The 21,429-nt window shown below is 68.5% G+C and carries 19 protein-coding genes; 10 read left to right on the forward strand and 9 right to left on the reverse strand.

What is annotated here, in order from left to right:
- Positions 1-17: 17 nt before the first annotated feature.
- Both CMO28_RS10605 and CMO28_RS10610 read right to left on the reverse strand, forming a co-directional pair.
- Positions 18-1,154 (reverse strand): ABC transporter substrate-binding protein, encoded by a 1,137-nt coding sequence (locus CMO28_RS10605; RefSeq protein WP_296713236.1) that lies wholly within the window; start codon positions 1,152-1,154, stop codon positions 18-20.
- Between the two features lie 14 nt (positions 1,155-1,168).
- Positions 1,169-3,325 carry a TonB-dependent siderophore receptor gene (locus CMO28_RS10610; protein WP_296713238.1) on the reverse strand — a complete coding sequence of 719 codons (2,157 nt, stop codon included), beginning with the start codon at positions 3,323-3,325 and terminating at the stop codon, positions 1,169-1,171.
- A 302-nt stretch (positions 3,326-3,627) separates the two neighbouring features.
- On the opposite strand from CMO28_RS10610, the gene CMO28_RS10615 reads away from it, so the two are divergent.
- Positions 3,628-4,302, forward strand: coding sequence for a TetR/AcrR family transcriptional regulator (locus tag CMO28_RS10615; protein ID WP_296713240.1), 675 nt, complete (start codon positions 3,628-3,630; stop codon positions 4,300-4,302).
- Positions 4,303-4,326: 24 nt separating this feature from the next.
- Here CMO28_RS10615 and CMO28_RS10620 read toward each other — a convergent pair whose 3' ends face one another.
- The 3 genes from CMO28_RS10620 to CMO28_RS10630 all read right to left on the reverse strand — a co-directional run bounded on the left by CMO28_RS10620 (position 4,327) and on the right by CMO28_RS10630 (position 7,632).
- The gene (locus CMO28_RS10620) at positions 4,327-5,451 is read right to left on the reverse strand and encodes an alpha/beta hydrolase (RefSeq protein WP_296713241.1); all 1,125 of its coding nucleotides are present in this window, start codon (positions 5,449-5,451) and stop codon (positions 4,327-4,329) included.
- 83 nt (positions 5,452-5,534) lie between these two features.
- Complete coding sequence (locus CMO28_RS10625) at positions 5,535-6,347, reverse strand: enoyl-CoA hydratase/isomerase family protein (RefSeq protein WP_296713244.1); 813 nt, start codon at positions 6,345-6,347, stop codon at positions 5,535-5,537.
- Positions 6,348-6,447: 100 nt separating this feature from the next.
- The gene (locus CMO28_RS10630) at positions 6,448-7,632 is read right to left on the reverse strand and encodes a thiolase family protein (protein WP_296713245.1); all 1,185 of its coding nucleotides are present in this window, start codon (positions 7,630-7,632) and stop codon (positions 6,448-6,450) included.
- A gap of 264 nt (positions 7,633-7,896) precedes the next feature.
- On the opposite strand from CMO28_RS10630, the gene CMO28_RS10635 reads away from it, so the two are divergent.
- Both CMO28_RS10635 and CMO28_RS10640 read left to right on the forward strand, forming a co-directional pair.
- A complete protein-coding gene (locus CMO28_RS10635) occupies positions 7,897-8,934 on the forward strand; it encodes an NADP-dependent oxidoreductase (RefSeq protein ID WP_296713247.1) in 1,038 nt (345 codons plus the stop codon).
- Positions 8,935-9,199: 265 nt separating this feature from the next.
- On the forward strand, positions 9,200-10,417 hold the full coding sequence (locus CMO28_RS10640; RefSeq protein ID WP_296713249.1) for a sensor histidine kinase: 1,218 nt from the start codon (positions 9,200-9,202) through the stop codon (positions 10,415-10,417).
- A gap of 41 nt (positions 10,418-10,458) precedes the next feature.
- Here the strand turns inward: CMO28_RS10640 and CMO28_RS10645 are convergent, their stop codons facing one another.
- The 3 genes from CMO28_RS10645 to CMO28_RS10655 all read right to left on the reverse strand — a co-directional run bounded on the left by CMO28_RS10645 (position 10,459) and on the right by CMO28_RS10655 (position 12,241).
- Complete coding sequence (locus tag CMO28_RS10645; RefSeq protein ID WP_296713252.1) at positions 10,459-10,998, reverse strand: META domain-containing protein; 540 nt, start codon at positions 10,996-10,998, stop codon at positions 10,459-10,461.
- Positions 10,999-11,129: 131 nt separating this feature from the next.
- On the reverse strand, positions 11,130-11,321 hold the full coding sequence (locus CMO28_RS10650; RefSeq protein ID WP_296713254.1) for a hypothetical protein: 192 nt from the start codon (positions 11,319-11,321) through the stop codon (positions 11,130-11,132).
- 317 nt (positions 11,322-11,638) lie between these two features.
- Entirely contained in the window at positions 11,639-12,241 is a 603-nt protein-coding gene (locus CMO28_RS10655; protein WP_296713256.1) for a 2-hydroxychromene-2-carboxylate isomerase, read from the reverse strand.
- 171 nt (positions 12,242-12,412) lie between these two features.
- On the opposite strand from CMO28_RS10655, the gene CMO28_RS10660 reads away from it, so the two are divergent.
- Both CMO28_RS10660 and CMO28_RS10665 read left to right on the forward strand, forming a co-directional pair.
- Positions 12,413-13,255, forward strand: a complete 843-nt coding sequence (locus tag CMO28_RS10660; RefSeq protein ID WP_296713257.1) for a fumarylacetoacetate hydrolase family protein — start codon at positions 12,413-12,415, stop codon at positions 13,253-13,255.
- Positions 13,256-13,522: 267 nt separating this feature from the next.
- Positions 13,523-15,142 carry an EAL domain-containing protein gene (locus CMO28_RS10665; protein ID WP_296713259.1) on the forward strand — a complete coding sequence of 540 codons (1,620 nt, stop codon included), beginning with the start codon at positions 13,523-13,525 and terminating at the stop codon, positions 15,140-15,142.
- 15 nt (positions 15,143-15,157) lie between these two features.
- Here CMO28_RS10665 and CMO28_RS10670 read toward each other — a convergent pair whose 3' ends face one another.
- Positions 15,158-15,682, reverse strand: coding sequence for a hypothetical protein (locus tag CMO28_RS10670; protein WP_296713261.1), 525 nt, complete (start codon positions 15,680-15,682; stop codon positions 15,158-15,160).
- Between the two features lie 482 nt (positions 15,683-16,164).
- On the opposite strand from CMO28_RS10670, the gene CMO28_RS10675 reads away from it, so the two are divergent.
- The 5 genes from CMO28_RS10675 (at position 16,165) to CMO28_RS10695 (ending at position 21,287) form a co-directional block, all read left to right on the forward strand.
- Positions 16,165-16,632 carry a helix-turn-helix domain-containing protein gene (locus CMO28_RS10675; protein ID WP_062767119.1) on the forward strand — a complete coding sequence of 156 codons (468 nt, stop codon included), beginning with the start codon at positions 16,165-16,167 and terminating at the stop codon, positions 16,630-16,632.
- Positions 16,633-17,235: 603 nt separating this feature from the next.
- Positions 17,236-18,027 (forward strand): ABC transporter ATP-binding protein, encoded by a 792-nt coding sequence (locus tag CMO28_RS10680; RefSeq protein WP_322111327.1) that lies wholly within the window; start codon positions 17,236-17,238, stop codon positions 18,025-18,027.
- Entirely contained in the window at positions 18,020-18,952 is a 933-nt protein-coding gene (locus tag CMO28_RS10685; protein WP_156503287.1) for an ABC transporter permease, read from the forward strand. The genes CMO28_RS10680 and CMO28_RS10685 overlap by 8 nt, the downstream gene beginning before the upstream one ends.
- Complete coding sequence (locus tag CMO28_RS10690; RefSeq protein WP_296713263.1) at positions 18,949-20,103, forward strand: ABC transporter permease; 1,155 nt, start codon at positions 18,949-18,951, stop codon at positions 20,101-20,103. The genes CMO28_RS10685 and CMO28_RS10690 overlap by 4 nt, the downstream gene beginning before the upstream one ends.
- 170 nt (positions 20,104-20,273) lie before the next feature.
- Positions 20,274-21,287 (forward strand): ABC transporter substrate-binding protein, encoded by a 1,014-nt coding sequence (locus CMO28_RS10695; RefSeq protein WP_062767122.1) that lies wholly within the window; start codon positions 20,274-20,276, stop codon positions 21,285-21,287.
- Positions 21,288-21,429: the final 142 nt, after the last annotated feature.

Raw genomic sequence — 21,429 nt, forward strand, 5'->3', positions numbered from 1 at the left:
TGTTTTTCGAGCGGGTCTCAGCCCGCAAGGCTCACCCAGCAGGGGCCGGGCAGCGGATCGGCAAGGAAGCGCCGGCCGATCTCGTCGAGCGTCGCCGCAGGGTCGAGATCGGCGAACAGCGCCGGATGCAGCCAGGTGGCGGCAATCTCGACGAACAGGATGTTGAGTGGCGCCACGCTCAGCAGCCCCGTCCAGACCCCGTGCACCCGCCCGTCGCGGACGGCCGGCAGTGTGTCGAAGCCGGTGCGCGCGACCAGCCGGGCGAGGCCGGCACGTGCGGCCTCCGGGTCGAGCCCCGGGGCGATGCCCGGCCGGATGCCGGCACCATAGGAACCACCCGAGGCGATATAGACCGCGGGCGCCTCGGTCATCAGCTGCTCGATCGGCAGTTTGACGTACCAGGATGCCTCGATCGCCGAGAGCGTGATGCCACCGGCAAGCCTGAGGAGATCGCCCCAGATCCTCTGCCCCGCCGCCCAGCAGCAATCGTCATAGGTCGACTGAACCTCCAGATAGGCGCGGGTCGGCGCCACGCCGGCAAGCCGCCCGGTCACCCGCGCCAGCCGGTCGGCGACGAAATCCGTGAAGGCGCGGGCGCGGGCGGGCACACCCAGCACCTCGCCCCACATCCGCATCGCCCGGCCCATGTCGCCGATCGGGTCGCCGACCGCACCTGCCGGCGGTGCCGCATTGCTTGCGGCATTGCTGAACACCACCGGAATGCCGGCGGCGGCCAGCTGCCGGACCAGACGCCCCTCCCCCAGCTCCGGTTCCATATAGGCGCTGGCGACCACCAGATCGGGGGTGAGCGACAGGATATGCTCAACCGACAGCGTGTCGGGGGTCTGGCCGCCGACCTCGGCGATCAGGCTGCCATCGGGGCGGCGTTCATAGCGCCGGCGCAGAAGGTCGCTGTCGAACCTGGCCACATCCGCCCAGCCGACCACCAGCCGCGACGGATCGGGATGCAGCAGGGCCATGCTGATCACGTCGCGCGCATCCAGCAGCACGATGCGCGCCACCGGCCCCGCCAGTTCGACCCTCCGGCCGATCACGTCGGTGACGACCATCCCGCCGCCTGCGGCACGGGCGAGTGTCGGGGCTGCGGCAGCCGCCCCCAGCAGGGCCAGAAAACTGCGGCGATCGAGATCCATCAGAGACCGGCTCCTCACCAGCTGTAGCGCAGCCCGGCCAGCACCTCGGTGCCGTTGCCGTACTGGCAGTAAAAGCCGCTGGTGCAGCTCGTGTAATAGGTCTTGTCGAACAGGTTGGTGGCATTCAGCGTCACCTGGGTGCCCTGCAGCGACGGGGACAGCCGGGCCAGATCATAGCGCAGCGCCACATCGACCAGAGTGAAGCCGTCGGCCTTGAAGCTGTTGATGTCGTCGGCATAGCTGCTGCCGACCACACGCACACCCGCCCCCAGGGTCATACCGTCGAGCGCGCCGGCATCGACGGCGTAATTGGCCCAGACCGACCCGTGATAGGCCGGCACCGCCTGCGGACGCTTGCCGATATTGGCGGCGACCGTCGATTTCGTGACCTCGGTATCGAGCAGGGTGAGGGCCGCGATCACCTCCAGATTGGCCGTCACATTGCCGCGGGCTTCGAACTCGACGCCCCGCGAACGGACCTCGCCCTGCTGGACATTGAAGCCGGGCGTGCTGCCGGGGGTGAGAACATTCTCCTGCCGGATCTGGAAGGCGGAGATGGTGAACAGCGCCTTCATGAACGCCGGCTCGTACTTCACCCCCACTTCCCACTGCTCGGCCTCGGTCGGATCGAAGGGCCGGCCCGACGCATCGACGCCGATCACCGGCTCGAACGAGGTCGAATAGCTGACATAGGGGGCGATGCCGTTGTCGAACCGGTAGAGCAGGCCGGCCCGATAGCTCGGCGACCGGCTCGACTGGTCGCTGGTGGTGCCGGCCAGGCGGTTCCGGCTCTCCTGCTCCGTCCAGTCATAGCGCGCGCCCAGCAGCAGGCGCCAGCCGCCCAGGCTCATCTGGTCCTGCAGATAGATACCCGTCTGCTCCAGGGTCTGGCGGCTGTCGATGACGGCCGCAAGTGCCCCCACCGGCAGGCCATAGCGCGGATTGCCCAGATCCAGTGCCGCGGCAGCCCCCATCTCATAGGTCCAGTCGCTCACGGCATGCTGATAGTCGACGCCGATGATCGTCTGATGCCCCACGGCACCCGTGGTGAAATCGACCTGCGCCCGGTTGTCGGTGGCGACACCTTCAACCGTCTCTGTCGAGCGCAGGGCGATACGCGGCAGCAGCCCGCCCGCCGTGATCCCGCCCGCCATCTGCAGGCTCTGGAAATCCAGGTCGATTTCGGAATAGCGGGTCTTCGAGCTGACGCTCACCATGTCGTTGATCCGGTGGTCGAAACTGTAGCCGATGGCGCGCTGGGTGCGGTCATAGCTGTCGAAAGCCGGATCGCCGACATTGTCGTCGCGGTCGAGCCCGCCCTTCCAGGCATCCGGCGCCAGTTCCTGCGGATAGGTGGAGTTGAAATAGCCGCCCTTCGGGTCGGTCTGATAAAAGCCCTGAAGGGTGAGCTGCGTCTCCGCATCGGGCTGCCAGCGCAGCTGGGGCGCGATGGACAGCCGTTCCTCCTCGACGTCGTCATAGCGGGTGTCGGCCCGCCGGCCCATGGCGGCGATGCCGTATTGCCACTGCCCCTCGGCATCGATCCGGCCCTGGCTGGCGATACCGCCCTGCAGCCGGCCATGGCTGCCGCCCTCGATCCGGGCCTCGCCCGATGCGGTGGCAGAGGGGGTACGGCTCAGCTGATTGACCAGCCCGCCCGGGCTGGTCTGGCCATAGAGCACCGCCGAGGGCCCCTTGAGCACATCGATCCGGTCGAGCAGGAAGGGATCGATCGAGGGCAGCGCAAAGGCCTGGCCGCGGGGCAGGCGCAGCCCGTCGAGGAAGTCGACGATCCGGGTCGAGGTGCCGAAACCGCCGAAACCGCGCAGGAACAGGCTGTCATAGCGACCGGTGGCATCGGGGGTGGACAGCACCCCGGCGCTATAGGTCAGCGCATCCTTGACCGTGCGCGCATTCTGGTCGTCGAGCTGCCGGCGGGTGACGGTGCTGATCGATTGCGGGGTCTCCAGCACGGGGGTGCCGGTCTTGGTGGCGCTGGTGGCGACCGGCGCCAGATAGGCATCGGCCGTGGTCGCCGCCGGTGCCTCGCCTTCGATCTGGAGCGAAGGCAGCGTGGTCGCCGTCTCGTCGGCCACCGCTCCCATCGGTGCCAGCACGGCCGCTGCGGCGATCACCCCGGCGCCACCCCGTCTTGAGAACACCCCCGTCATGCCTCCGTCCTTCCCCGTCTCCGTCGCCCGCCCGGGCGGATCTGCCCCCGAGCGGATCTGTCAATTAATGCGAATGCGCATCATTCGCGATAACTGCAGCTATAAAACAAACGGGACGGTCCCGTCCAGTTAATTGACACCGCGTTCGGAACTGGTCGGGATCGGTCCGGGTGAGGTACAACTGTCCCGTCCGACCCAGGGTGGTTTCGCCGCCCCGGTCATGCGGACCAGCCCCGGCGCGACCCGCAGGCAGACCGGGGCAGACGCAGACACGGGCGGGAGATGAGGATGACATCGGGACGATGACCAGCGCAGCGCCGCAGCAGCAGGCGGGCCAGCCGGATCGGAACCGGCCCCGCCGGGGCCGGCCGTCGAAGGAGGATGCGGCCGAAACCTCGGGCCGGATCATCGAGACGGCAGCGCAGCTTTTTGCCGCGCAGGGTTTCGCCGCAACCTCGATCGAACAGGTCGCGGCTGCGTGCAGCGCCGGCAAGGACACGATCTACCGGCGCTTCCCGTCGAAAATGGCGCTGTTCGAAGCGGTGGTCGACAGCCTGCGGACCCGGACGCTGGCACGGCTGGAGCAGGAAATCCGCTCGGCCGGCGGCGCAGGCGACGCGCTGGCGCGGCTGAAGCGCATCGCGCGCTGGTTTCTGGACGTCAACCTGGATCCGGAGATGATTGCCTTCAACCGCATCGCGCTCAGCGAGGCGGTGGTCTTCGGCGACGGCCGGCACGATCAGTGGGAAACGGATCCGATCCTGGACCGGCTGGTCGCCCTGGTGCAGGAAGCCCAGGGCGCCGGAGCGCTCGCCACCGGCGACGCCCGGGTGATCGCCACGCATCTTCTGCATGCGATCGTCTTTGGCCCCGCCACCGACGCCATGATGGGCCGTACCGGCTGGTCAACCCCCGCCGCCCGCGACCGGTTCTTCGATCAGGCCTGGACGCTGTTCCTGCGCGGGGCCGGCAGCTGACGGCCGGCCATCCCCCCCCGGGCATCACCCCCCGGCCGTGACCCAGCGGGCGACGTCCTGCCAGACCAGCGGGCCGTGCAGATCGCGCAGCAGCATGTGCCAGCCCTGGGGGTAGGTGTTGATCTGCAGGTCGTCGCGGCCGTGGGCGATCAGCTTTTCGCGGAAGTTCTTCACCGCCCGGCGCGGCAGCACCTGTTCGTTGCGGCCATAGAGCGCCAGCACCGGCAGGTCAAGCGAGCCCGCCGCCTCCGTCGCCCGTTCCATCAGATCGACCAGCCCGAAGATCGCGTCGGCGCGGGTGGTCTTCAGCACCAGCGGGTCGCGGCCCAGCGCATAGAGCATGGCGTCGTTGTCCGACGGCCGGATGCCGAGCCCGCCGCCGTCGAGCGGCAGCCAGGGCATGGCATGGGCGGTGGTCCACAGCATCCAGCGCTGATAGGGCTGAAGCGTCGACCAGCCCCAGACCGCAGGCGCCACCAGGATCAGCCCGGCAGGCCTGAGTTCGGTCGGCAGTTCACGGGCCATGCGGGCTGCGGCCGACATCACCACGGCCCCGCCCATGCTCTCACCCAGCCAGTAGACCGGCACCCCCGGATGGCGGGCGGCGATGGCGCGGGTGGCGTCTTCCAGATCGCGGATCAGGGCAGAGGTGCCCGGCCAGATGCCGGCACGCGGCGCCTCGCCGAAGCCGCGCTGGTCATAGGCATAGGTCTCGATCCCCCGGCCGGCCCACCAGGGGGCCGGCAGGGCGAAGGCGCGACGATAATCGTTGAAGCCGTGCAGGCCGATGATCACCGCACGGGTCGCGGTGCCGGCCGGCGGGGCCCAGTGCCAGAGCGGCAGGGCCGTGCCGTCGGCCATGGTCAGCGTCAGCGCCTGCGGCGCCACCTCCGCCCCGGCCGAGATCGCCGCCGGGCTGGTCGGCGTCGCCAGCACCAGCTGCGTCTCTTTCCAGGCGATCGCCGCCGCCTCGGGCGAGGGATGGCGGCCCTTCAGAGAGGCCGGCGGCATGTCGCCCGCCGCATCGATATCGCCCACCGCCGGCCGCGGATCGGCTGCGATCGCGACCGCATGACGGTCGGGGCCGCGGCCGATCGCAAGCGGGGCGCAGCCCGCCGCGGCGGCCGCCGCCATCAGGAATGCCAGCATCAGACCCCGCCTCCCCAAGCGGCCACGCCGCGTCCCCCCATCCGCTGCGCGCGGTACCCCACCCGCTGCCCGCGGCATCATCTTCAGCGGCCTTCGTAACCCGGCTTGCGCTTGGCCAGGAAGGCGCCCAGACCTTCGTCGAAATCATGGGTGCGGCTGTTGGCGACGAAAGCCTCCTGCTCGCGCGCCAGCTGCTGGCCCAGCGGGTTGTCCAGGCTTTCCGAAACCAGGCGCCGGGTGCGGGCATAGGAAAGCGTCGGGCCGGCCGCCAGCTTCTTCGCCAGCTTCATCGCCTCGGCCGGCACCTCGGCCGCGGGCACGATGCGGTTGACCAGGCCCCAGGCCCGGGCGGTTTCGGCATCGACCGGCTCGTTCAGCAGCAGCATTTCCATCGCGAGCTTGGGCCCGATCAGCCGCGGCAGCGCGAAGGTGGAGCCGCCATCGGGCGTGGCACCGATGCCGGTATAGGCCATCACCAGCTTGGCCTCTGCCGCCATCACCACCAGATCGCAGGCCATGGCCATGGAAACGCCCGCGCCGGCCGCAACGCCGTTGATGCCGGCCACGATCGGCTTCGACAGCCGGGCCATGGCCAGCACGATTTCATGGAAGGCGCCGACCAGGGCATTGGCGGCCCGCGGCCGTTCCTCGCCCGTGGCACCATGCAGATGGGCCAGATCGCCGCCGGCCATGAAGGCGCGCCCCGATCCGGTCAGCAGCACCGCCCGGGCCGCGCCGTCGCCATCGACGGTCAGCAGGGCTTCGAGCAGATCCGCCCCCATCGCCGGGTTGAAGGCGTGCAGCACCTCCGGCCGGTTGAGCGTGATGGTCGCAACACCGTCGGCGACGGCGAGGGGGACGGTTCCCGAACCGATCGGGCGGGCGGTCTCGGTCATTGGGGCGCTCTCTCCGGATCAGGGCCTCCCGGCGGCACGGCGTCCGCCGGGGGCTTCTTCTACTTCAGGGCGAGCACTGTATCAGCACTCGCGCGGGCCGTCAGCGGGCGACGTTTTCGTACAGCACCGCCATGCCCTGCCCGGCGCCCATGCACATCGAGACGATGGCATAGCGCTGGCCGGTGTTGACCAGATGGTTCATCGCCACGATGGTCATGCGGGCACCGGTCGCTCCCGGAGGATGGCCGATCGAGATGCCGCTGCCATAAAGGTTGGTGACGTCGCGCGGGATGCCCAGCTTCGCCTCGGCATGCAGGTTCACCGCCGCGAAGGCCTCGTTGATCTCGTAATAGTCGATATCCGAGACCTTGAGACCGCGCCGGTCGAGCAGCGCCTGGATGGCCGGCACCGGGCCGCAGCCCATGATGCGCGGCGGCACGCCGACGATCGCCCAGTCGACCAGACGCACCACCGGGGCGACGCCCTCGGCTTCCAGCGCCGCGCGATCGCCGACCACCACGAAGGCGGCACCATCGGTCACGCCGCTCGAATTGCCGGGGGTGACGCGGCCGCCCTTGCGGAAGACCGGGTTCAGCTTCGCCAGCTTCTCAAGCGTCACGTCCGGGCGCGGGAACTCGTCCATCTCCATCAGACGGGTCTTGCGGCCCTCGGGCACCTCGATCGGCTTGATCTGGGCCGCGAGGAAGCCGCTCTTCATCGCCTCGCCGGCGCGCTGCTGGCTCATCAGCGCCCATTCATCCATGGCCTCGCGGGTATAGCCATAGTCGTCGGCCAGGTTCTCGGCGGTCTCCCCCATCAGTTCGCGGCTGAACGGGTCGCGATAGGCCCAGTCCAGGGTGTCGATCACCTGGCCGGGGCCGCGCTTCATGCCCCAGCGCGCGCCGGTCATGACATAGGGCCCGCGGCTGAAATTCTCGCCGCCGCCGGCCAGCGCCATGCGGCCATGGCCCGAGATGATCTGTTCGGCGGCGGTCAGGATCGCCTGAGTACCCGAGCCGCAGGCGCGGCTGACGTTCAGCGCCGCCGAATGCTCGGCCATGCCGACCTTGAGCGCGATCGCCCGGCTGGCGAAATAGCCGTCATGGTCCACGGGCAGCACATTGCCCCAGACCAGATGGTCCATCTTGTCCGCGCCGATGCCGGCCTTTTCAAGGCAGGCGCTCGCCGCATGGACGCCGAGGTCGACCATCGGCACGTCCTTGAGCGACTTGCCGTAGTCGCCGAACGGCGTGCGCATGCCGCCGGCCAGCACGATCTCGGTCATCGGTTTCTCCCTGAGTTTCTGGTTCATGATCCACGGATCACCCGGACATGCGGGAGTCCGTTCCGCGGCAGAGCATCCGCCAGCCGGCGCCCGAGGGCAACCCCGATGAATCCGCATTCATCGCGGGCGTTTTCGCCCCCGTCAGGTCGTGGCCGCGATCGTACTTCAAACACTCGTTTGTTTGAAGTAGGCTGACCCACAGCTTCGACAGCGCCCCGCGGCTTCTACCGGGGCGCGACGTCCACCCCTGACGAGAGACGAGAGATGACCCAGAACCGCCGCATCATCCTGGCCTCGCGCCCGGTCGGCATGCCGACCTCCAAGAACCTGCCGATCGAGACCCAGACCCTGGGCGAACCGGCCGACGGCCAGATCCTGGTCAAGGTCATCTATCTGTCGCTGGATCCCTATATGCGCGGCCGCATGAATGCCGGCCGTTCCTACGCCGCCAACGTCGCTGAGGGCGATGTGATGGTCGGCGGCGCCGCCGGCCGGGTGGTCGCCTCGAAGAGCCCGAAGTTCAAGGAAGGCGACTATGTCTTCGGCATGTTCGGCTGGCAGGAATATTATCTGGGCGATGCGGCAGGCGTCCGGAAGCTGGATCCCGCCCAGGCGCCGATCAGCACCTCGCTCGGCGTGCTCGGCATGCCGGGCATGACCGCCTATGTCGGCCTGCTCGACAAGGGCCAGCCCAAGGAAGGCGAGACCGTGGTGGTCTCGGCCGCCAGCGGTGCGGTCGGCGGCGTGGTGGGCCAGATCGCGAAGATCAAGGGCTGCCGCGCGGTCGGCATCGCCGGCGGGCCCGAGAAGTGCGCCTATGTGGTGGACGAGCTGGGCTTCGATGCCTGCGTCGACTACAAGGCGCCGGACTTCCTGGAGGCCTTCAAGGCGGCGGTGCCCAAGGGCGTCGATGTCTATTTCGAGAATGTCGGCGGCAGGGTCGCCGATGCGGTGTTCTCGCGCATGAACGATTTCGGCCGCGTCGCGCTCTGTGGCCTGATCGCCCATTACAACGACACCGGCGCGCCGGAAGGCCCCGACAACCTGCCGCGCTTCATGTTCAATCTGCTCTCGCGGCGCCTGTCGGTGAACGGCTTCATCGTCAGCGACCATCCCGATCGGGCGGGCGATTTCTTCCGCGACGTGTCGGGCTGGATCCGCGACGGCCAGCTGCGCTATCGCGAGGACATCGTCGAAGGCGGGCTGGACGCGACGGTGGAGGCCTTCCAGGGCCTGCTGACCGGCCGCAATTTCGGCAAGCTGATCGTGAAGATTTCCGAGGACACCAGCCGCGCCGGCTGACCGCGGAAGGGTTGCGGAGCGGGGCGTGGACAACCGCGCCCCGTTCATCTGTAGATCGTGTCTAAATCTTAATTTTTCTGACTTATAGATGTAGCTCGGCGGTCGATCGGACGTTTTTCGCCCGGGCAGGGCGCCGCAACAGTGGCAGAGGACTGCGCTTTCCCGTCATAGTGAACGTGGTCCGCCCCACCCGATGCGAGTTTTGTCGACCGATGCCAACCCGCCGACACCGCACCCCCCGCCCCGTTTTCGCGGACATCAGGCCATGACCGGCGTGCTCACCGACGGTCAGGTGGAGACCGGAGCCGATGCCCCGCAGGATGCCGCCGAGACGGTCGTCGCGGCCGCGTCCGAAGCCATGCTGATCACCGATGGCGAAACCCGCTCGGGCTTCCTCAACAATGCCGCCTGCCGCCTGATCGGCAGCGATCGCCGCCGCCTGGGTTTCGTGCGGCTGATCGCGCTCGTGAACGGCATGGTTCAGCGGGCGGCCAGCGACCGGTCGTTTCGCAGCCATATCGAGCTGCTCGGCAACGACCGGCAATCGGCCCATGCCTCGGTGCTGCGCATGCGGGGCGTGACACCACGCAGCTTCTCGATCACCTCGCAGCCCGTCGATCCGCAAGGCCGGCGTCAGCTCTGGATCGTGCGCGACGAGACGGTTCTGTCCCGCCAGGCCATGGATTGCCGCAGCTGTGCGGGCGAGGCCCGATCGATCCACGACGCCCTGCTCGCCCGCACCCGGGCATTGAGCGAGGCACGTGATCTGGCCGATGCCAGCCGGATGGTCGCCGAACAGGCAAGCCGGGCGAAGAGCGAGTTCATGGCCCATCTGAGCCACGAACTGCGCACGCCACTGAATGCCGTTCTGGGCTTCTCCGAAGTCATCGCCCGCGAATTGCTGGGCCCTGCGGCCGTGCCGGCCTATGTCGACTATGCCCGCAGCATCCACGAAAGCGGAAGCACCCTGCTCGGCCTGATCGACGACATCCTGGATCTGTCGCAGGTGGAAACCGGCCGGGTTCAGGTGCGGCTGCGACCCACCGATCTGAACGAGCTGGTGAACGGGCTGGACCTCGATGAAGACCTGCGGCCCGGCGTGCGGCTTGCCACCGACCTGCCCCAGGGGCGGATCGTCATTCCGGGCGATCCCGACATTCTTGTCCGGGCCGTGCTGCATCTGGTCGAGGTATCGGCCAATGTCGCGCCGGCCGGATCGGCGGTCACCATCCGCACCTTCGACACCGGCACCCATGCCGGGATCGAGGTCATCGATGCCGGATCGGTGATGAGCGCGGTCGAGATCGAGAATGCGCTAGCCGCCTTCGGCGACACCGACAGTCAGATCGCCCGCAGCGGCCGCGGCCGCGGTGTCGGGCTGTCGCTGGCCGATGCGCTGATCCGCCTGCATGGCGGGCGTCTGGTCATCGCCCCGCGCGGCAATGGCGGCATGGTCACCCGGGTTCTGCTGCCGCGCGGCTGAAGCCCGCCCCTCGCCCGCAGCCCCTCACCCGTACCCGGTCGTCACTGCATATCCTTGCCAGGATCCGGCGCGGTGGCGTCGTCGACCGCACGGAAGCCCATCTTCCGGCCGTCGGAGGTGACGATGGTCAGACGGTTGCCCTCTACCTCTGCCTGGCGGGCGGCGAGCAGGCCGTCGATCAGGTCCATCTCGGCATCGGTCTTCTGGCGGTCGCAGGCCATACGCGTGGCGCCGATGCCGCCGAAACGCAGGCTGCCCGGCAGGTCGTCGACCCCGGTCTGATAGCGGCCGAACATGCGGTTGCAGGGGCCGCGCGCCGACATACGACCATCGTCGTGAAACCTGAACCGGGCGGCTTCCGCCCCCGGTGCCGCCGGATCGGGTGCCCAGACCGTGCCGGTAAGCGGCAGGTCGGGCCGGCCGCCACCGCCCTCTCCCTGCATGCCGGCGCAGGCCCCCAGCGCCAGCGGCACGGCCACAGCCGCCATCAGGCGCAGAGACCGGAAGCGGCGGGGTCCGAAACGCAGAGACGGGTACCCGGCCGATACGGGGCGATGCGCGGGTGCGGAACTGGCGGGCATGACGGATCCTCCTGGGGCCTGGCTGGTCGCGGCGTCTTTGAACGTCGCGACACCGATCCTGCCCGCACGGATCACGGCTTCCCAGCGGCAATACCGTGACATGACCGTCACGGAAACGGCCCGCGACAGGATCAGGCCGTCACCGGATCGGTCACCACATCGAAATCCATCGGTGCCGGGCTGCGATCGGCCAGCGGCGGTCGGCCGTGGCCGATGGGGCGGCGAGCAATGCTGCCGGGAGCCTGCAGCTGGTCGGCCTGCGCATCGGCCTGGCGGAGGGCGGTCATGCGGATATCCTCGTTGGAAGCCATGATCGTGGTCATCTGAAGCGGTTCCGTCGGATCCGGCAGCCGCTCGCAGCTGCCGTCATTGCTGGGGATCGCCGGAACCGCCCCCGGGTGCGGGAGGCGGGTTTCGCAGGGCCAGAACGCGAAACGGCCGCCTCCGTTTCCGGAGGCGGCCGTCGATTTCGGGATCTCGTCTGGCCCTCAGGCCGGCACACCCGCTCGATTGGCCACCCCCGGGGGGCTCCACCAATAGAACGTAAACGAGGTATAGGTGCGCGACGTGATCATGGGCGCCAGTCTGATCCCGCCCCGCCGCGCCGTCAAGCCCCGAGCGTGCGGCAGCGGCGCGACGATCACCAGCCGCCGCGCGCCAGCCAGCGATCGACCATCGCCAGCCGGTCCCAGCCCCAGAACGGTTCGTCGTCCACCAGCACGAAGGGCGATCCGAACACGCCCCTGGCGACCCCCTCTTCCGAAATCGTCTTCACCTTCTCCTTGATCGCCGGATCGGCCATGCCGGCCAGAACCTCTTCCGCATCCAGCCCGCGGCGGGCAGCCACGCCGGCCACGACGGCAGGATCGGTCATGTCCGCCTGTTCGACGTAATAGGCATGGAAGGCGTCCCGGGCGAAGGCCACCGCCGCCGCGGGATCGCGCGCCTCGATCCAATAGAAGGCGCGCGAGGCGGGCAGCGCCACGATCGGGTGGCCGGGCGGCAGGGTGAAGGGGATGCCGGTCTCCCGCGAAATGCGCCGCCAGTCGTTGCGGGCATAATCCCCCTTCAGCGGCGTGCCGCTCAGCCCGCGCATGCCCGTGGCCTTGAAGGCCACGCCCAGCATATAGGGCCGCCAGATCACCTGCCGGCCATGGCGGGCGGCCAGGGCCTCGATCTCGTGAGATGCGAAATAGGCATAGGCGGAACTGAAGTCGAACCAGAACTCGATCGGGGCGGTCATGGGCTTTTCCATCGCCTGGGGTGATGCCGTCGGACATTCTTCTATCATGGAGAACACGCCCTGCGCAAAGTTGCCGGCAGACTGCCGCCCCCATGGACCCGGAGCATCGCGCTCGGGAGATTTCGTGGCAGGATGCCCCCCGGACCCACCCCATGATCACAGGACTCTCCGATGCGTCTCGTCCGTTACGGCCTGCCCGGCCAGGAACGCCCCGGTCTTCTCGGCCCCGATGGCGGCCTGCGCGACCTTTCAGGCCGGATCGCCGATCTCGGCCCCGCCACGCTCGACCTTGCCACCCTGGACCGGCTGAAGGCCATCGACCCGGCCAGCCTGCCGGCGGTTGACGGCCCGGTCCGCCTGGGTGCCTGCATCGCGCGGCCGGGCAAGTTCGTCGGCATCGGGCTTAACTATCGTGACCACGCGGCCGAAGCCGGCATGGCCCTGCCCACCGAACCGGTGATCTTCCACAAGGCCACCTCGTGCATGGCGGGCCCCGAAGACGATCTGATCCTGCCGCCGGATGCCGCCAGGACCGACTGGGAGGTCGAACTCGGCGTCGTGATCGGCCGCGTGCTGAAGCGGGTGAGCCCCGAAGAGGCGCTGGCCGGCGTCGCCGGGTATTGCACGGTCAACGACATCTCCGAGCGCAGCTTCCAGCTGGACCGCGGCGGCCAGTGGACCAAGGGCAAGTCGGCCGACGGTTTCGGTCCCGTCGGCCCCTGGCTGGTCACCGCCGACGAGGTTCCGGACCCGCAGGCCCTGAGGCTGTGGCTGGAGCTGAACGGCGAACGCCGGCAGGACGGCACCACCGCCGATCAGGTCTTCGGCGTCGCCGAGGTTCTGTCCTATCTCAGCCGCTTCATGACGCTGGAGCCGGGCGATCTGGTGACCACCGGCACGCCCGCCGGCGTCGGCATGGGCGCCAGGCCCTGGCGCTTCCTGAAGCCGGGCGATCACATGGTACTGGAAGTCGAAGGCCTGGGCCGCCAATCCACCCGGGTGAGGGAAGGATAACGCCCGCCTTTGCATGCTCTTAACATGCCGGGGTCTTGCATCCCGGGAATCGGGGGGTCGCGTCGGCTGCATGTGGACGCCGTCCCCCTGAGCCGTCTACAATCGGGCATCCGGCAAGCTGTCCGGTGATCGATCAATCCCGGGTTCATACGATGCACGGCCGGATTGCGGGCGGGCACGGCCGGATTGCGGGGGGCGGGCCCGATGGCCGGCGCTCTCGTCCGGACGGCGGTGACAGCCGGCGGAGCGGCATTCCAGGGTGATGGCATGCGCGGACGGGTGCTTGCGGTGACATTGACGCTGGCGACGCTCATCGGGGCGTTGCCGGTGGCGGGCAGCCTGTGGATCGCCTGGGAAAACGCCCGCCGGGTGGAAACCGATCTGCTGATCCGGGCCACCCGGGAAATGCTCACCCGGTCGGAACGCCTGCAGGAGGATGCCACCCGCGCCCTTGCCGCCATGGCGGCCGTTCCCGTCGCCGAGGCGTGTACGCCTGCGGGCCTGGCGCGCCTGCGCACCGCCGCCTTCGCCAGCCGCGGGGTCCGCGAGGTGGGGGTGGTGGACGAGGGGCGCGTGGTCTGCACGGGGGCGGGTCGGCTCGACAGCCCGATGCCCCTGCCCCTGCCCGACATGTCGGTCGGCGACATGCGGATCTGGTATGACCGCCTGCCCCCCGGTCTGGACGACAGCGCCCGTGCCGCCAGCCGCACCACGGTGATCGCCCGCGGCCCCTATGCCGTGTTTCTGGATACCGAACAGATCTATGATCTGGTTCTGGCGGAACCGCGCGTCGTCTTGAGCATGGTCGCCCTCGGCACCGGCCAGGTGCTGGGCGTGCGTACCCGCCCCGAACGCGCCATCCTGTCGGATATGGTCGACCGGTTCCGCAACCAGAACGAACCAGAGGCCATCCGCCTGGGCGACCGGCTGGTGGTGGCGGCCATCGCCCGCGACGGCACCGCCATGGCGCTCGCCTCGGAACCCGTCAGCGTGGTGATCGAAACCTGGCGGGAACAGGCCCTGCTGATGGGGCTGCCCGGGCTCGCCAGCGGCGGCATCATCTTCTGGCTGATCATCACCCTTGTCCGGCGCGGCGACACCATGGGTGCCCGCATCCGCCGGGGCCTCGGCCGCGGCGAGTTCCGGGTGGTCTATCAGCCGATCGTGCGCCTGGCCGACGGCGCCTGCCTGGGGGGCGAGGCGCTGGTCCGCTGGCAGCAGCGCGACGGCAGCATGATCTCGCCCGACCGCTTCATTCCGGTTGCCGAGGCCGAAGGGCTGATCGAGCGGCTGACCGACGAGATCATCGAGCACGTCTTCGCCGATCTCGGCAAATTCCTGGCGGCGCGCCCATCGGTCTGGATCGCGATCAACCTGTCGGCTTCAGATGTGGAAAGCGACCGGGTCCGCGGCCGGCTCGACCGGCTGCGCAAGACCCATGGCGTGGCGGCCGCCCAGATCGTGCTGGAGGCGACGGAACGCACCCTGATCGATGCCAGACGCGCCCAAAGCTCCATGCGCAGCTTCCGCGATGCCGGTTACCGGCTGACCATCGACGATTTCGGCACCGGCTATTCCAGCCTCGCCTATCTCGCCACCCTGCCGGTGGACGGGCTGAAGCTCGACAAGACCTTCGTCGACGGCATCGGCAGCGGCTCTGCCGCCGACGACGTGATGGGCCATATCCTGTCGCTGGCGGCGACGCTGGGCCTGGATGTCGCGGCGGAAGGCGTCGAACATCAGACCCAGGCGGATTATCTGATCGCCCGCGGCGTCACCTACGGCCAGGGCTGGCTTTATGCACGCGCAATGGACGGCAGCGCCTTCTGCAGCTATGTCGACGGACATCTGCCGGCGGCGCCGCTGGCGAACCGGCGGCGCGCCTGACCGGTCAACCCCGCGTCACCTTTCAAGCTCCGACCACAGGGTCAGGCACAGCACGCCGAAGATGGCGGTGATCCGGTCGGGGTCGTCCATGCCGTCCCCCACCAGCGGCAGTTCCAGCGCATCGAACAGATAATGCGCCCGCGAACCGGCAAAGCCGGTGTCGCCGCGCGACCGCACCGGCGCACGGCGACGGACGACCTCGTCGAAGCTCTCCACCACCATCCGGAAGGTCTCGGGCGGGTACACCTCGTCCAGCCACCAGCCGGTCCGGTCGCGGCCCAGCCGTTCGACGATCCGGGATCCGATCAGCCGGTAACGATAGCGGCAGCGCCGCCGCGGCCCGGCGTCATGCGACGCCGCCGGCGCGTGATGGACGACATCGACCAGATAGCTGGTGGCCAGCAGATGGTGGAAGGCGAGCGGATCCAGATCCCGTCGCCGGAGGGGCCGCCCGGCCTCGACCGCCCGCTGCCAGAGGTCGAGTACCGGCATCAGCCGCTGGTCCAGGCCATTGAGTGTGGCTTCGACGATATAGGACACGGTCCCGGCGCCCCCTTGCCGCCATCGGGGCGGATTATACCGCCCATCGTCTGCACCCTCGCCGAGGCGGAGGCCGGCTGCAACAGGAAGTGAACAGGTAGTGCAACACGCAATGAGTTCAACACCTATGGCGTTATAAGATCGCATTCAATAAGCGCAAAACGCGCCTTTCCCTACAAAAAGACGGGATTTTTGCCCTCATTGCACTATCATGACGTTTGAAGCCCGAGAAGAGGCCATCCGCCGGATGAGTTGCCGGATAAGAACCTGAAAGCTGCCGCAGCCCACTCACGCGGATGCACAGGATCACGCCGAAACCAGTCGCCAAGACGAGGTCGTCGAAGATGCGTCATCACATCACCCCGCCTGCGGGCGGCCGGTCGCCCGGTGGGGCGGCCGCCGCGCCGGACCTTCGTTCCGCTCATTGCGCCCCCGGTCACCCGACAACCGCCCCGCCCGGTGCCGTTACGCCGGCATCGGTCATGCCAGACCCCGCTGCACCCGAAACCGCCCCGGGCACGAACCGGCGCGACATCGAAACCGAGATCAACCGCGCCATCGGCCGGCGGATCCGGACGCTCAGGCTGGCACGCGGCCTCAGTCAGGAAGCCTGCTCCACCCAGCTGGGCATCAGCTTCCAGCAGCTGCAGAAATACGAAAAGGGGCAGAACCGGATCAGCGCCTGTGCGCTCTATCGTCTGGCCGGAATCCTGGATGTTCCGCCCTCGGCGCTGCTCGACCGGCTGGACGACGGGCCCAAGGTGCTCCGCCGCAACCGGATCAGCCGCGGCATGATCGAGGCCAGCACCCGGCTCGCCTCGATTTCGGATGCCACCGCGCGCCGGGCGATCACCGACCTGATCGCCGCCTTGAGCAGCGCTGCCGCAGCCGAGGGTGCCGAAGCGGGGGATGACGATCTCGATCTCGATCAGACAAGCGCCATGCATTGATCCCTCCCGTCCGCACTGCCGGCCATCCCTGATGGCAAGCCGGGGGCCGCACCGACGATCGTCGGTGCGGCCCCCTTTGTTTCGCGCAAACTGTTCCGGAGGGCGGGGTTCAACCCGCGACATCCGGCTTCCCCCTCGCCTCCCCGCGACGCGCGGGTTACGATCCGAAACGGGAGGATCGATCGGCCGGCCAGGATACGTGCACAACAATTATGCATGGCCGGCGAATTGTCCAAAGTTTACGCAAACCACCCACGACCGTGCCTGCACGGCCGTGACTGTTCTTCTGGGGAAAATCCGCCGAAACCTATCCGATCGGTCAGGCAAAAACCTCTTGCGGACAATGGGTTGAACCCCGATCGTAAAATAAGGTGCGCCCTTGGCCCGGGGATTGCACCAGCAGAGACAAAGAGTGGCGGGCGGCAGCGGAGGGAGACCGGTGCCGACATCGCCGCGGGCCAGCTCGTGAGGCCGAGACGCATGGCAGGACCGATGACCATCGACAGGACGCGCGATGACAGGCGCGCGCACCGGTCGGCACCCGCAAAGGGTGGACCGCCGGTGACCAAACCGACCGGGAAACGGGGGGGACGGAGTGCCGGGATGACGGGGAAGACGGGGATGGCGGCGGTGTCCGCACGCGGATTGTCGCTGGTCTACCAGACCGCCGATCAGCCGGTTCATGCACTCAGCGACGTCGATATCGACATTCGCCCGGGGGATTTCGTGTCGCTGATCGGCCCGTCGGGCTGCGGCAAGACCACGCTGCTCAGGGTGATCGCCGATCTGGAGCAGCCGACCGGCGGCAGCATCACCGTCACCGGCCGCACGCCCGACGAGGCGCGCCGCGCCCATGCCTATGGCTATGTCTTCCAGGCGCCGGCGCTGATGCCCTGGCGCAATGTGGAACGCAACGTCATGCTGCCGCTGGAGCTTTCAGGCCGCTCCAAGGCCGAGCGCCAGGCGATCGCGCGCGAAAAGCTGGCCCTGGTCGGGCTTGACGGTTTCGCCCGCAAATACCCCTGGCAGCTGTCGGGCGGCATGCAGCAGCGGGCATCCATCGCCCGTGCCCTGTCCTTCGCGCCCGAACTGCTGCTGATGGACGAACCCTTCGGTGCGCTGGACGAGATTACCCGCGACCATCTGAACCTGGCGCTGAATGCGCTCTGGCGGCAGACCGGGCTGACCTGCGTCTTCGTGACCCATTCGATTTCCGAAGCGGTGTTCCTGTCGAACCGGATCATCGTGATGAGCCCGCGCCCGGGCCGGATCCTGGAAGAGATCGTCTGCGACCTGCCGGCGGAGCGCACGCTGGAGATGCGCGAGAGCGCCGAATTCCAGCGGGTCGCGGCCCTGGTCAGGGCGGGCCTCGCCAAGGGCCATTCCTATGACTGAGCTTGCAGCCGGGCCTGCCCCGCGCTCCGGCCGCCTGGGCCGCGCGCTGGCCGAAAGAGGTGCCGACATCCTGCCGGTGACGACGGTCGCCCTTCTGGTGATCGTGATCTGGTATGCCGCCGCCTATCTGCTCAACACCCCCCAGGCGGCGGAACAGCTGGCCCGCAAGGGCATCACCGAGCCCGGCTTTTCCCAGCTGATGACCGAGGCCTTCACCCAGCGCCGGCCGGTTCTGCCCACGCCCGATCAGGTGGTGGTGGAGATCGTCACCTCGTCGACCGAGCGGCCGGTCGGCAATGTCCGCAACCTGATCACCCATGTGATCGCGACCGCGCAATCCACCCTGGCCGGCTTCGTGCTGGGCTCCCTTCTGGGCCTGGGCCTTGCGATCGGCATGGCCGCCCTCAGGCCGCTGGAACGCGGCGTGCTGCCCTGGATCGTCGCCTCGCAGACGGTGCCGATCCTGGCGATCGCGCCGATGGTGGTGGTGGTGCTGGGCAATCTGGGCTTCACCGGCCTGCTGCCCAAGGCGGTGATCTCGATGTATCTGTGCTTCTTCCCGGTCGCGATCGGCATGACCAAGGGGCTGCGCTCCGCCGATCCGCTGCATATGGATCTGATGCATTCCTATAACGCGACGCCGCTGCAGGTCTTCCTGAAGCTGCGCCTGCCGGCCGCCCTGCCCTATCTCTTCGCCAGCCTGAAGGTGGCGATCGCCGCCGCACTCGTGGGGGCGATCGTGGGCGAGCTGCCGACCGGCGGCCAGGCCGGGCTCGGCACCCGGCTGCTCGCCGGATCCTATTACGGCCAGACCACCCAGATCTGGGCGGCGCTGATCGCGGCTTCGCTGCTCTCGGCCCTGCTGGTCCAGGCGGTGGCGCTGGCCGAGCGGATCGTGGTCCGCCAGAGCGGAGGTGCGCGATGACCACGGCATCCGCCGCACCCTCTGCCCCTTTCCAGCCCGTCTCCCGCGGTCTGGATGCCGTCTGGGGCCTGATGGGGCTCGTCGCCCTGCTGCTGCCCCTGTCCACCACGGGCGGCACCTGGATCGGCAATGCCGATCTGACCGTTCTGCTGATGATCGCCGGCATCCTGCTCTTTGCGCTGGCCGGGCTTCGGCCGCGGCGAAGCGGCATGCGCGGGCCGCTGGTGCTGGCGGGGGCGGCCCTCACCGCCATCGCCACGCTCGTAGCCCTGCGCAGCGGCACGGTCGCCTTCGGCGAAGGCGGCGCGGGCTACACCCTTGCCGGGCTCGCCGCCATGGCCGCGGCCTTTCGCGGCATCGCCCTGGTCGCGCGCCTGCCCGAGACCTCGCTGCCGGTGCGGCTGCTGCCGCCGGCCGCCCTGGGCCTGACGCTGCTCTATGCCTGGGAGGGCGGCTGCCTGGGCTTCGGCGTGCCGGCGGTGCTGCTGCCGCCGCCATCGGCGATCGGCGCCGCCTTTGCCGCCAACCTGCCGGTGCTGTGGCAGGATTTCGTCCAGACCGTGTGGAAGGGGGCGCTGCGCGGCTATCTGATCGGCTGCACCGCCGGCATCCTGCTGGGTGTGGCGGCCGATCGCGTCGCCTTCCTGCGCCGCGGCCTGCTGCCGGTCGCCAATCTGATGAGCGCCGCCCCCATCGTGGGCGTCGCACCGATCATGGTGATGTGGTTCGGTTTCGACTGGCCGTCCAAGGCGGCGGTGGTGGTGGTGACCACGCTGTTCCCGATGCTGGTGAACACGCTGGCGGGGCTTTCCGCCACCTCCCGGCAGGAACTGGATCTGATGCGATCCTATGCCGCATCCCATACCACCACACTTCTGGTGGCCCGGTTGCCGAACGCATTGCCCTTCCTGTTCAACGGGCTGAAAATCAGTGCGACGCTGGCCCTGATCGCGGCCATCGTGGCGGAATTCTTCGGCACGCCCGTGGTCGGTATGGGCTTCAGGATCAGCACCGAGGTCGCGCGGATGAATGTCGACGTGGTCTGGGCGACGATCCTGGTGGCCGCCATTGCCGGCTCCGGCACCTATGCCGCGCTGTCGTTCATCGAGCGGCGCGTGACCTTCTGGCATCCCGCGATGCGCGGGCGCTGACGGCGCCCGGCCAGCTGATGCGGAGACGGCGTCCCGGGCGGGACCATCGGAGGCTTCGGCCCGCCCGTGGATGATTTTGAGGGGAGACCCCGCGATCCGCCGCCGCCCCACAACGGGGGCAAACCCCGCCGGCGGCCGGTCCGGGACAGATGATGACGAGGGAGACGAGAATGAGGACGCTCAAGACCCTCCTGACCGGTTCGGTCGCCGGGATTGCCCTGGCACTGGCCGCGACGGGCCCCGGCCTTGCCGCCGATGCGCTGACCCTGCAGCTGAAATGGGTCACCCAGGCGCAGTTCGCCGGCTATTACGTGGCGAAGGAAAAAGGCTTCTACGACGAAGCCGGGCTCGACGTGACCATCAAGGCCGGCGGTCCCGACATCAACCCGTCGCAGGTGATCGCCGGCGGCGGCGCCGATGTCGTGGTCGACTGGATGCCTTCGGCGCTGGCCACGCGTGAAAAAGGCGTGCCGCTGGTCAACATCGCCCAGATCTTCCAGCAGTCGGGCATGATGCTGACCTGCCGCAAGGACAGCGGCATCAAGACCCCGGCCGATTTCAAGGGCCATACCCTGGGCGTCTGGTTCGGCGGCAACGAGTATCCCTTCCTGTCGTGGATGTCGACGCTGGGCTACAAGACCGAAGGCCCGGATGCCGACATCACCGTGCTGAAGCAGGGCTTCAACGTCGACCCGATCCTGCAGAAGCAGGCCTCGTGCGTGTCGACCATGACCTATAACGAATACTGGCAGATCCTGGATGCCGGCATGCCGGCCGACGAGCTGATCACCTTCAAGTATCAGGATCAGGGCGTCGCCACGCTGGAAGACGGCCTCTACACGCTGGAGAAGAGCCTTCAGGATCCGGCCATGGTCGAGAAGCTCGGCCGCTTCGTGAAGGCCAGCGTCAAGGGCTGGGAATACGCCGCCGCCCACCAGGACGAGGCGGTGGAGATCGTGCTCGACAACGACACCACCGGCGCCCAGACCGAAGAGCATCAGACCCGGATGATGCAGGAGGTGGCCAAGCTGCTCGACGGCTCGAAGAAGGGCATGGGCTATCTGGCGCCCGAGGATTTCCAGCGCACGGTGAAGGTGCTGCTGGGGGCCAAATCCGCCCCGGTCATCACCAAGGATCCGGGCGAGGCCGCCTGGACCCATGCGGTCTACGACAAGGCCATGTGATCATGTGCCATGTGATGTGATCCGCCAGGTCACGTCGAAACACTTGCGTCCTCTTACGCCGCCGCCCAGGATCGGACGATCCGGGCGGCGGTCGCATTTCGGGCCATGCACAACCACCTGCCCCGGTGATCGGAAGGAGGAT

It is taken from the genome of Tistrella sp., assembly GCF_002684955.1.
Lineage (GTDB): Bacteria > Pseudomonadota > Alphaproteobacteria > Tistrellales > Tistrellaceae > Tistrella > Tistrella mobilis.

What these genes read in the sequence shown, in the direction of transcription:
- CMO28_RS10650 (WP_296713254.1), bottom strand. Translation starts at nt 11,321, where the DNA reads ATGACCACGATCATGGCTTCCAACGAGGATATCCGCATGACCGCCCTC.
- CMO28_RS10685 (WP_156503287.1), top strand. Translation starts at nt 18,020, where the DNA reads ATGACTGAGCTTGCAGCCGGGCCTGCCCCGCGCTCCGGCCGCCTGGGC.
- CMO28_RS10645 (WP_296713252.1), bottom strand. Translation starts at nt 10,998, where the DNA reads ATGCCCGCCAGTTCCGCACCCGCGCATCGCCCCGTATCGGCCGGGTAC.
- CMO28_RS10615 (WP_296713240.1), top strand. Translation starts at nt 3,628, where the DNA reads ATGACCAGCGCAGCGCCGCAGCAGCAGGCGGGCCAGCCGGATCGGAAC.
- CMO28_RS10680 (WP_322111327.1), top strand. Translation starts at nt 17,236, where the DNA reads ATGACGGGGAAGACGGGGATGGCGGCGGTGTCCGCACGCGGATTGTCG.
- CMO28_RS10635 (WP_296713247.1), top strand. Translation starts at nt 7,897, where the DNA reads ATGACCCAGAACCGCCGCATCATCCTGGCCTCGCGCCCGGTCGGCATG.
- CMO28_RS10665 (WP_296713259.1), top strand. Translation starts at nt 13,523, where the DNA reads ATGCGCGGACGGGTGCTTGCGGTGACATTGACGCTGGCGACGCTCATC.
- CMO28_RS10620 (WP_296713241.1), bottom strand. Translation starts at nt 5,451, where the DNA reads ATGCTGGCATTCCTGATGGCGGCGGCCGCCGCGGCGGGCTGCGCCCCG.
- CMO28_RS10695 (WP_062767122.1), top strand. Translation starts at nt 20,274, where the DNA reads ATGAGGACGCTCAAGACCCTCCTGACCGGTTCGGTCGCCGGGATTGCC.
- CMO28_RS10675 (WP_062767119.1), top strand. Translation starts at nt 16,165, where the DNA reads ATGCCAGACCCCGCTGCACCCGAAACCGCCCCGGGCACGAACCGGCGC.
- CMO28_RS10605 (WP_296713236.1), bottom strand. Translation starts at nt 1,154, where the DNA reads ATGGATCTCGATCGCCGCAGTTTTCTGGCCCTGCTGGGGGCGGCTGCC.
- CMO28_RS10690 (WP_296713263.1), top strand. Translation starts at nt 18,949, where the DNA reads ATGACCACGGCATCCGCCGCACCCTCTGCCCCTTTCCAGCCCGTCTCC.
- CMO28_RS10625 (WP_296713244.1), bottom strand. Translation starts at nt 6,347, where the DNA reads ATGACCGAGACCGCCCGCCCGATCGGTTCGGGAACCGTCCCCCTCGCC.
- CMO28_RS10660 (WP_296713257.1), top strand. Translation starts at nt 12,413, where the DNA reads ATGCGTCTCGTCCGTTACGGCCTGCCCGGCCAGGAACGCCCCGGTCTT.
- CMO28_RS10610 (WP_296713238.1), bottom strand. Translation starts at nt 3,325, where the DNA reads ATGACGGGGGTGTTCTCAAGACGGGGTGGCGCCGGGGTGATCGCCGCA.
- CMO28_RS10655 (WP_296713256.1), bottom strand. Translation starts at nt 12,241, where the DNA reads ATGACCGCCCCGATCGAGTTCTGGTTCGACTTCAGTTCCGCCTATGCC.
- CMO28_RS10630 (WP_296713245.1), bottom strand. Translation starts at nt 7,632, where the DNA reads ATGACCGAGATCGTGCTGGCCGGCGGCATGCGCACGCCGTTCGGCGAC.
- CMO28_RS10640 (WP_296713249.1), top strand. Translation starts at nt 9,200, where the DNA reads ATGACCGGCGTGCTCACCGACGGTCAGGTGGAGACCGGAGCCGATGCC.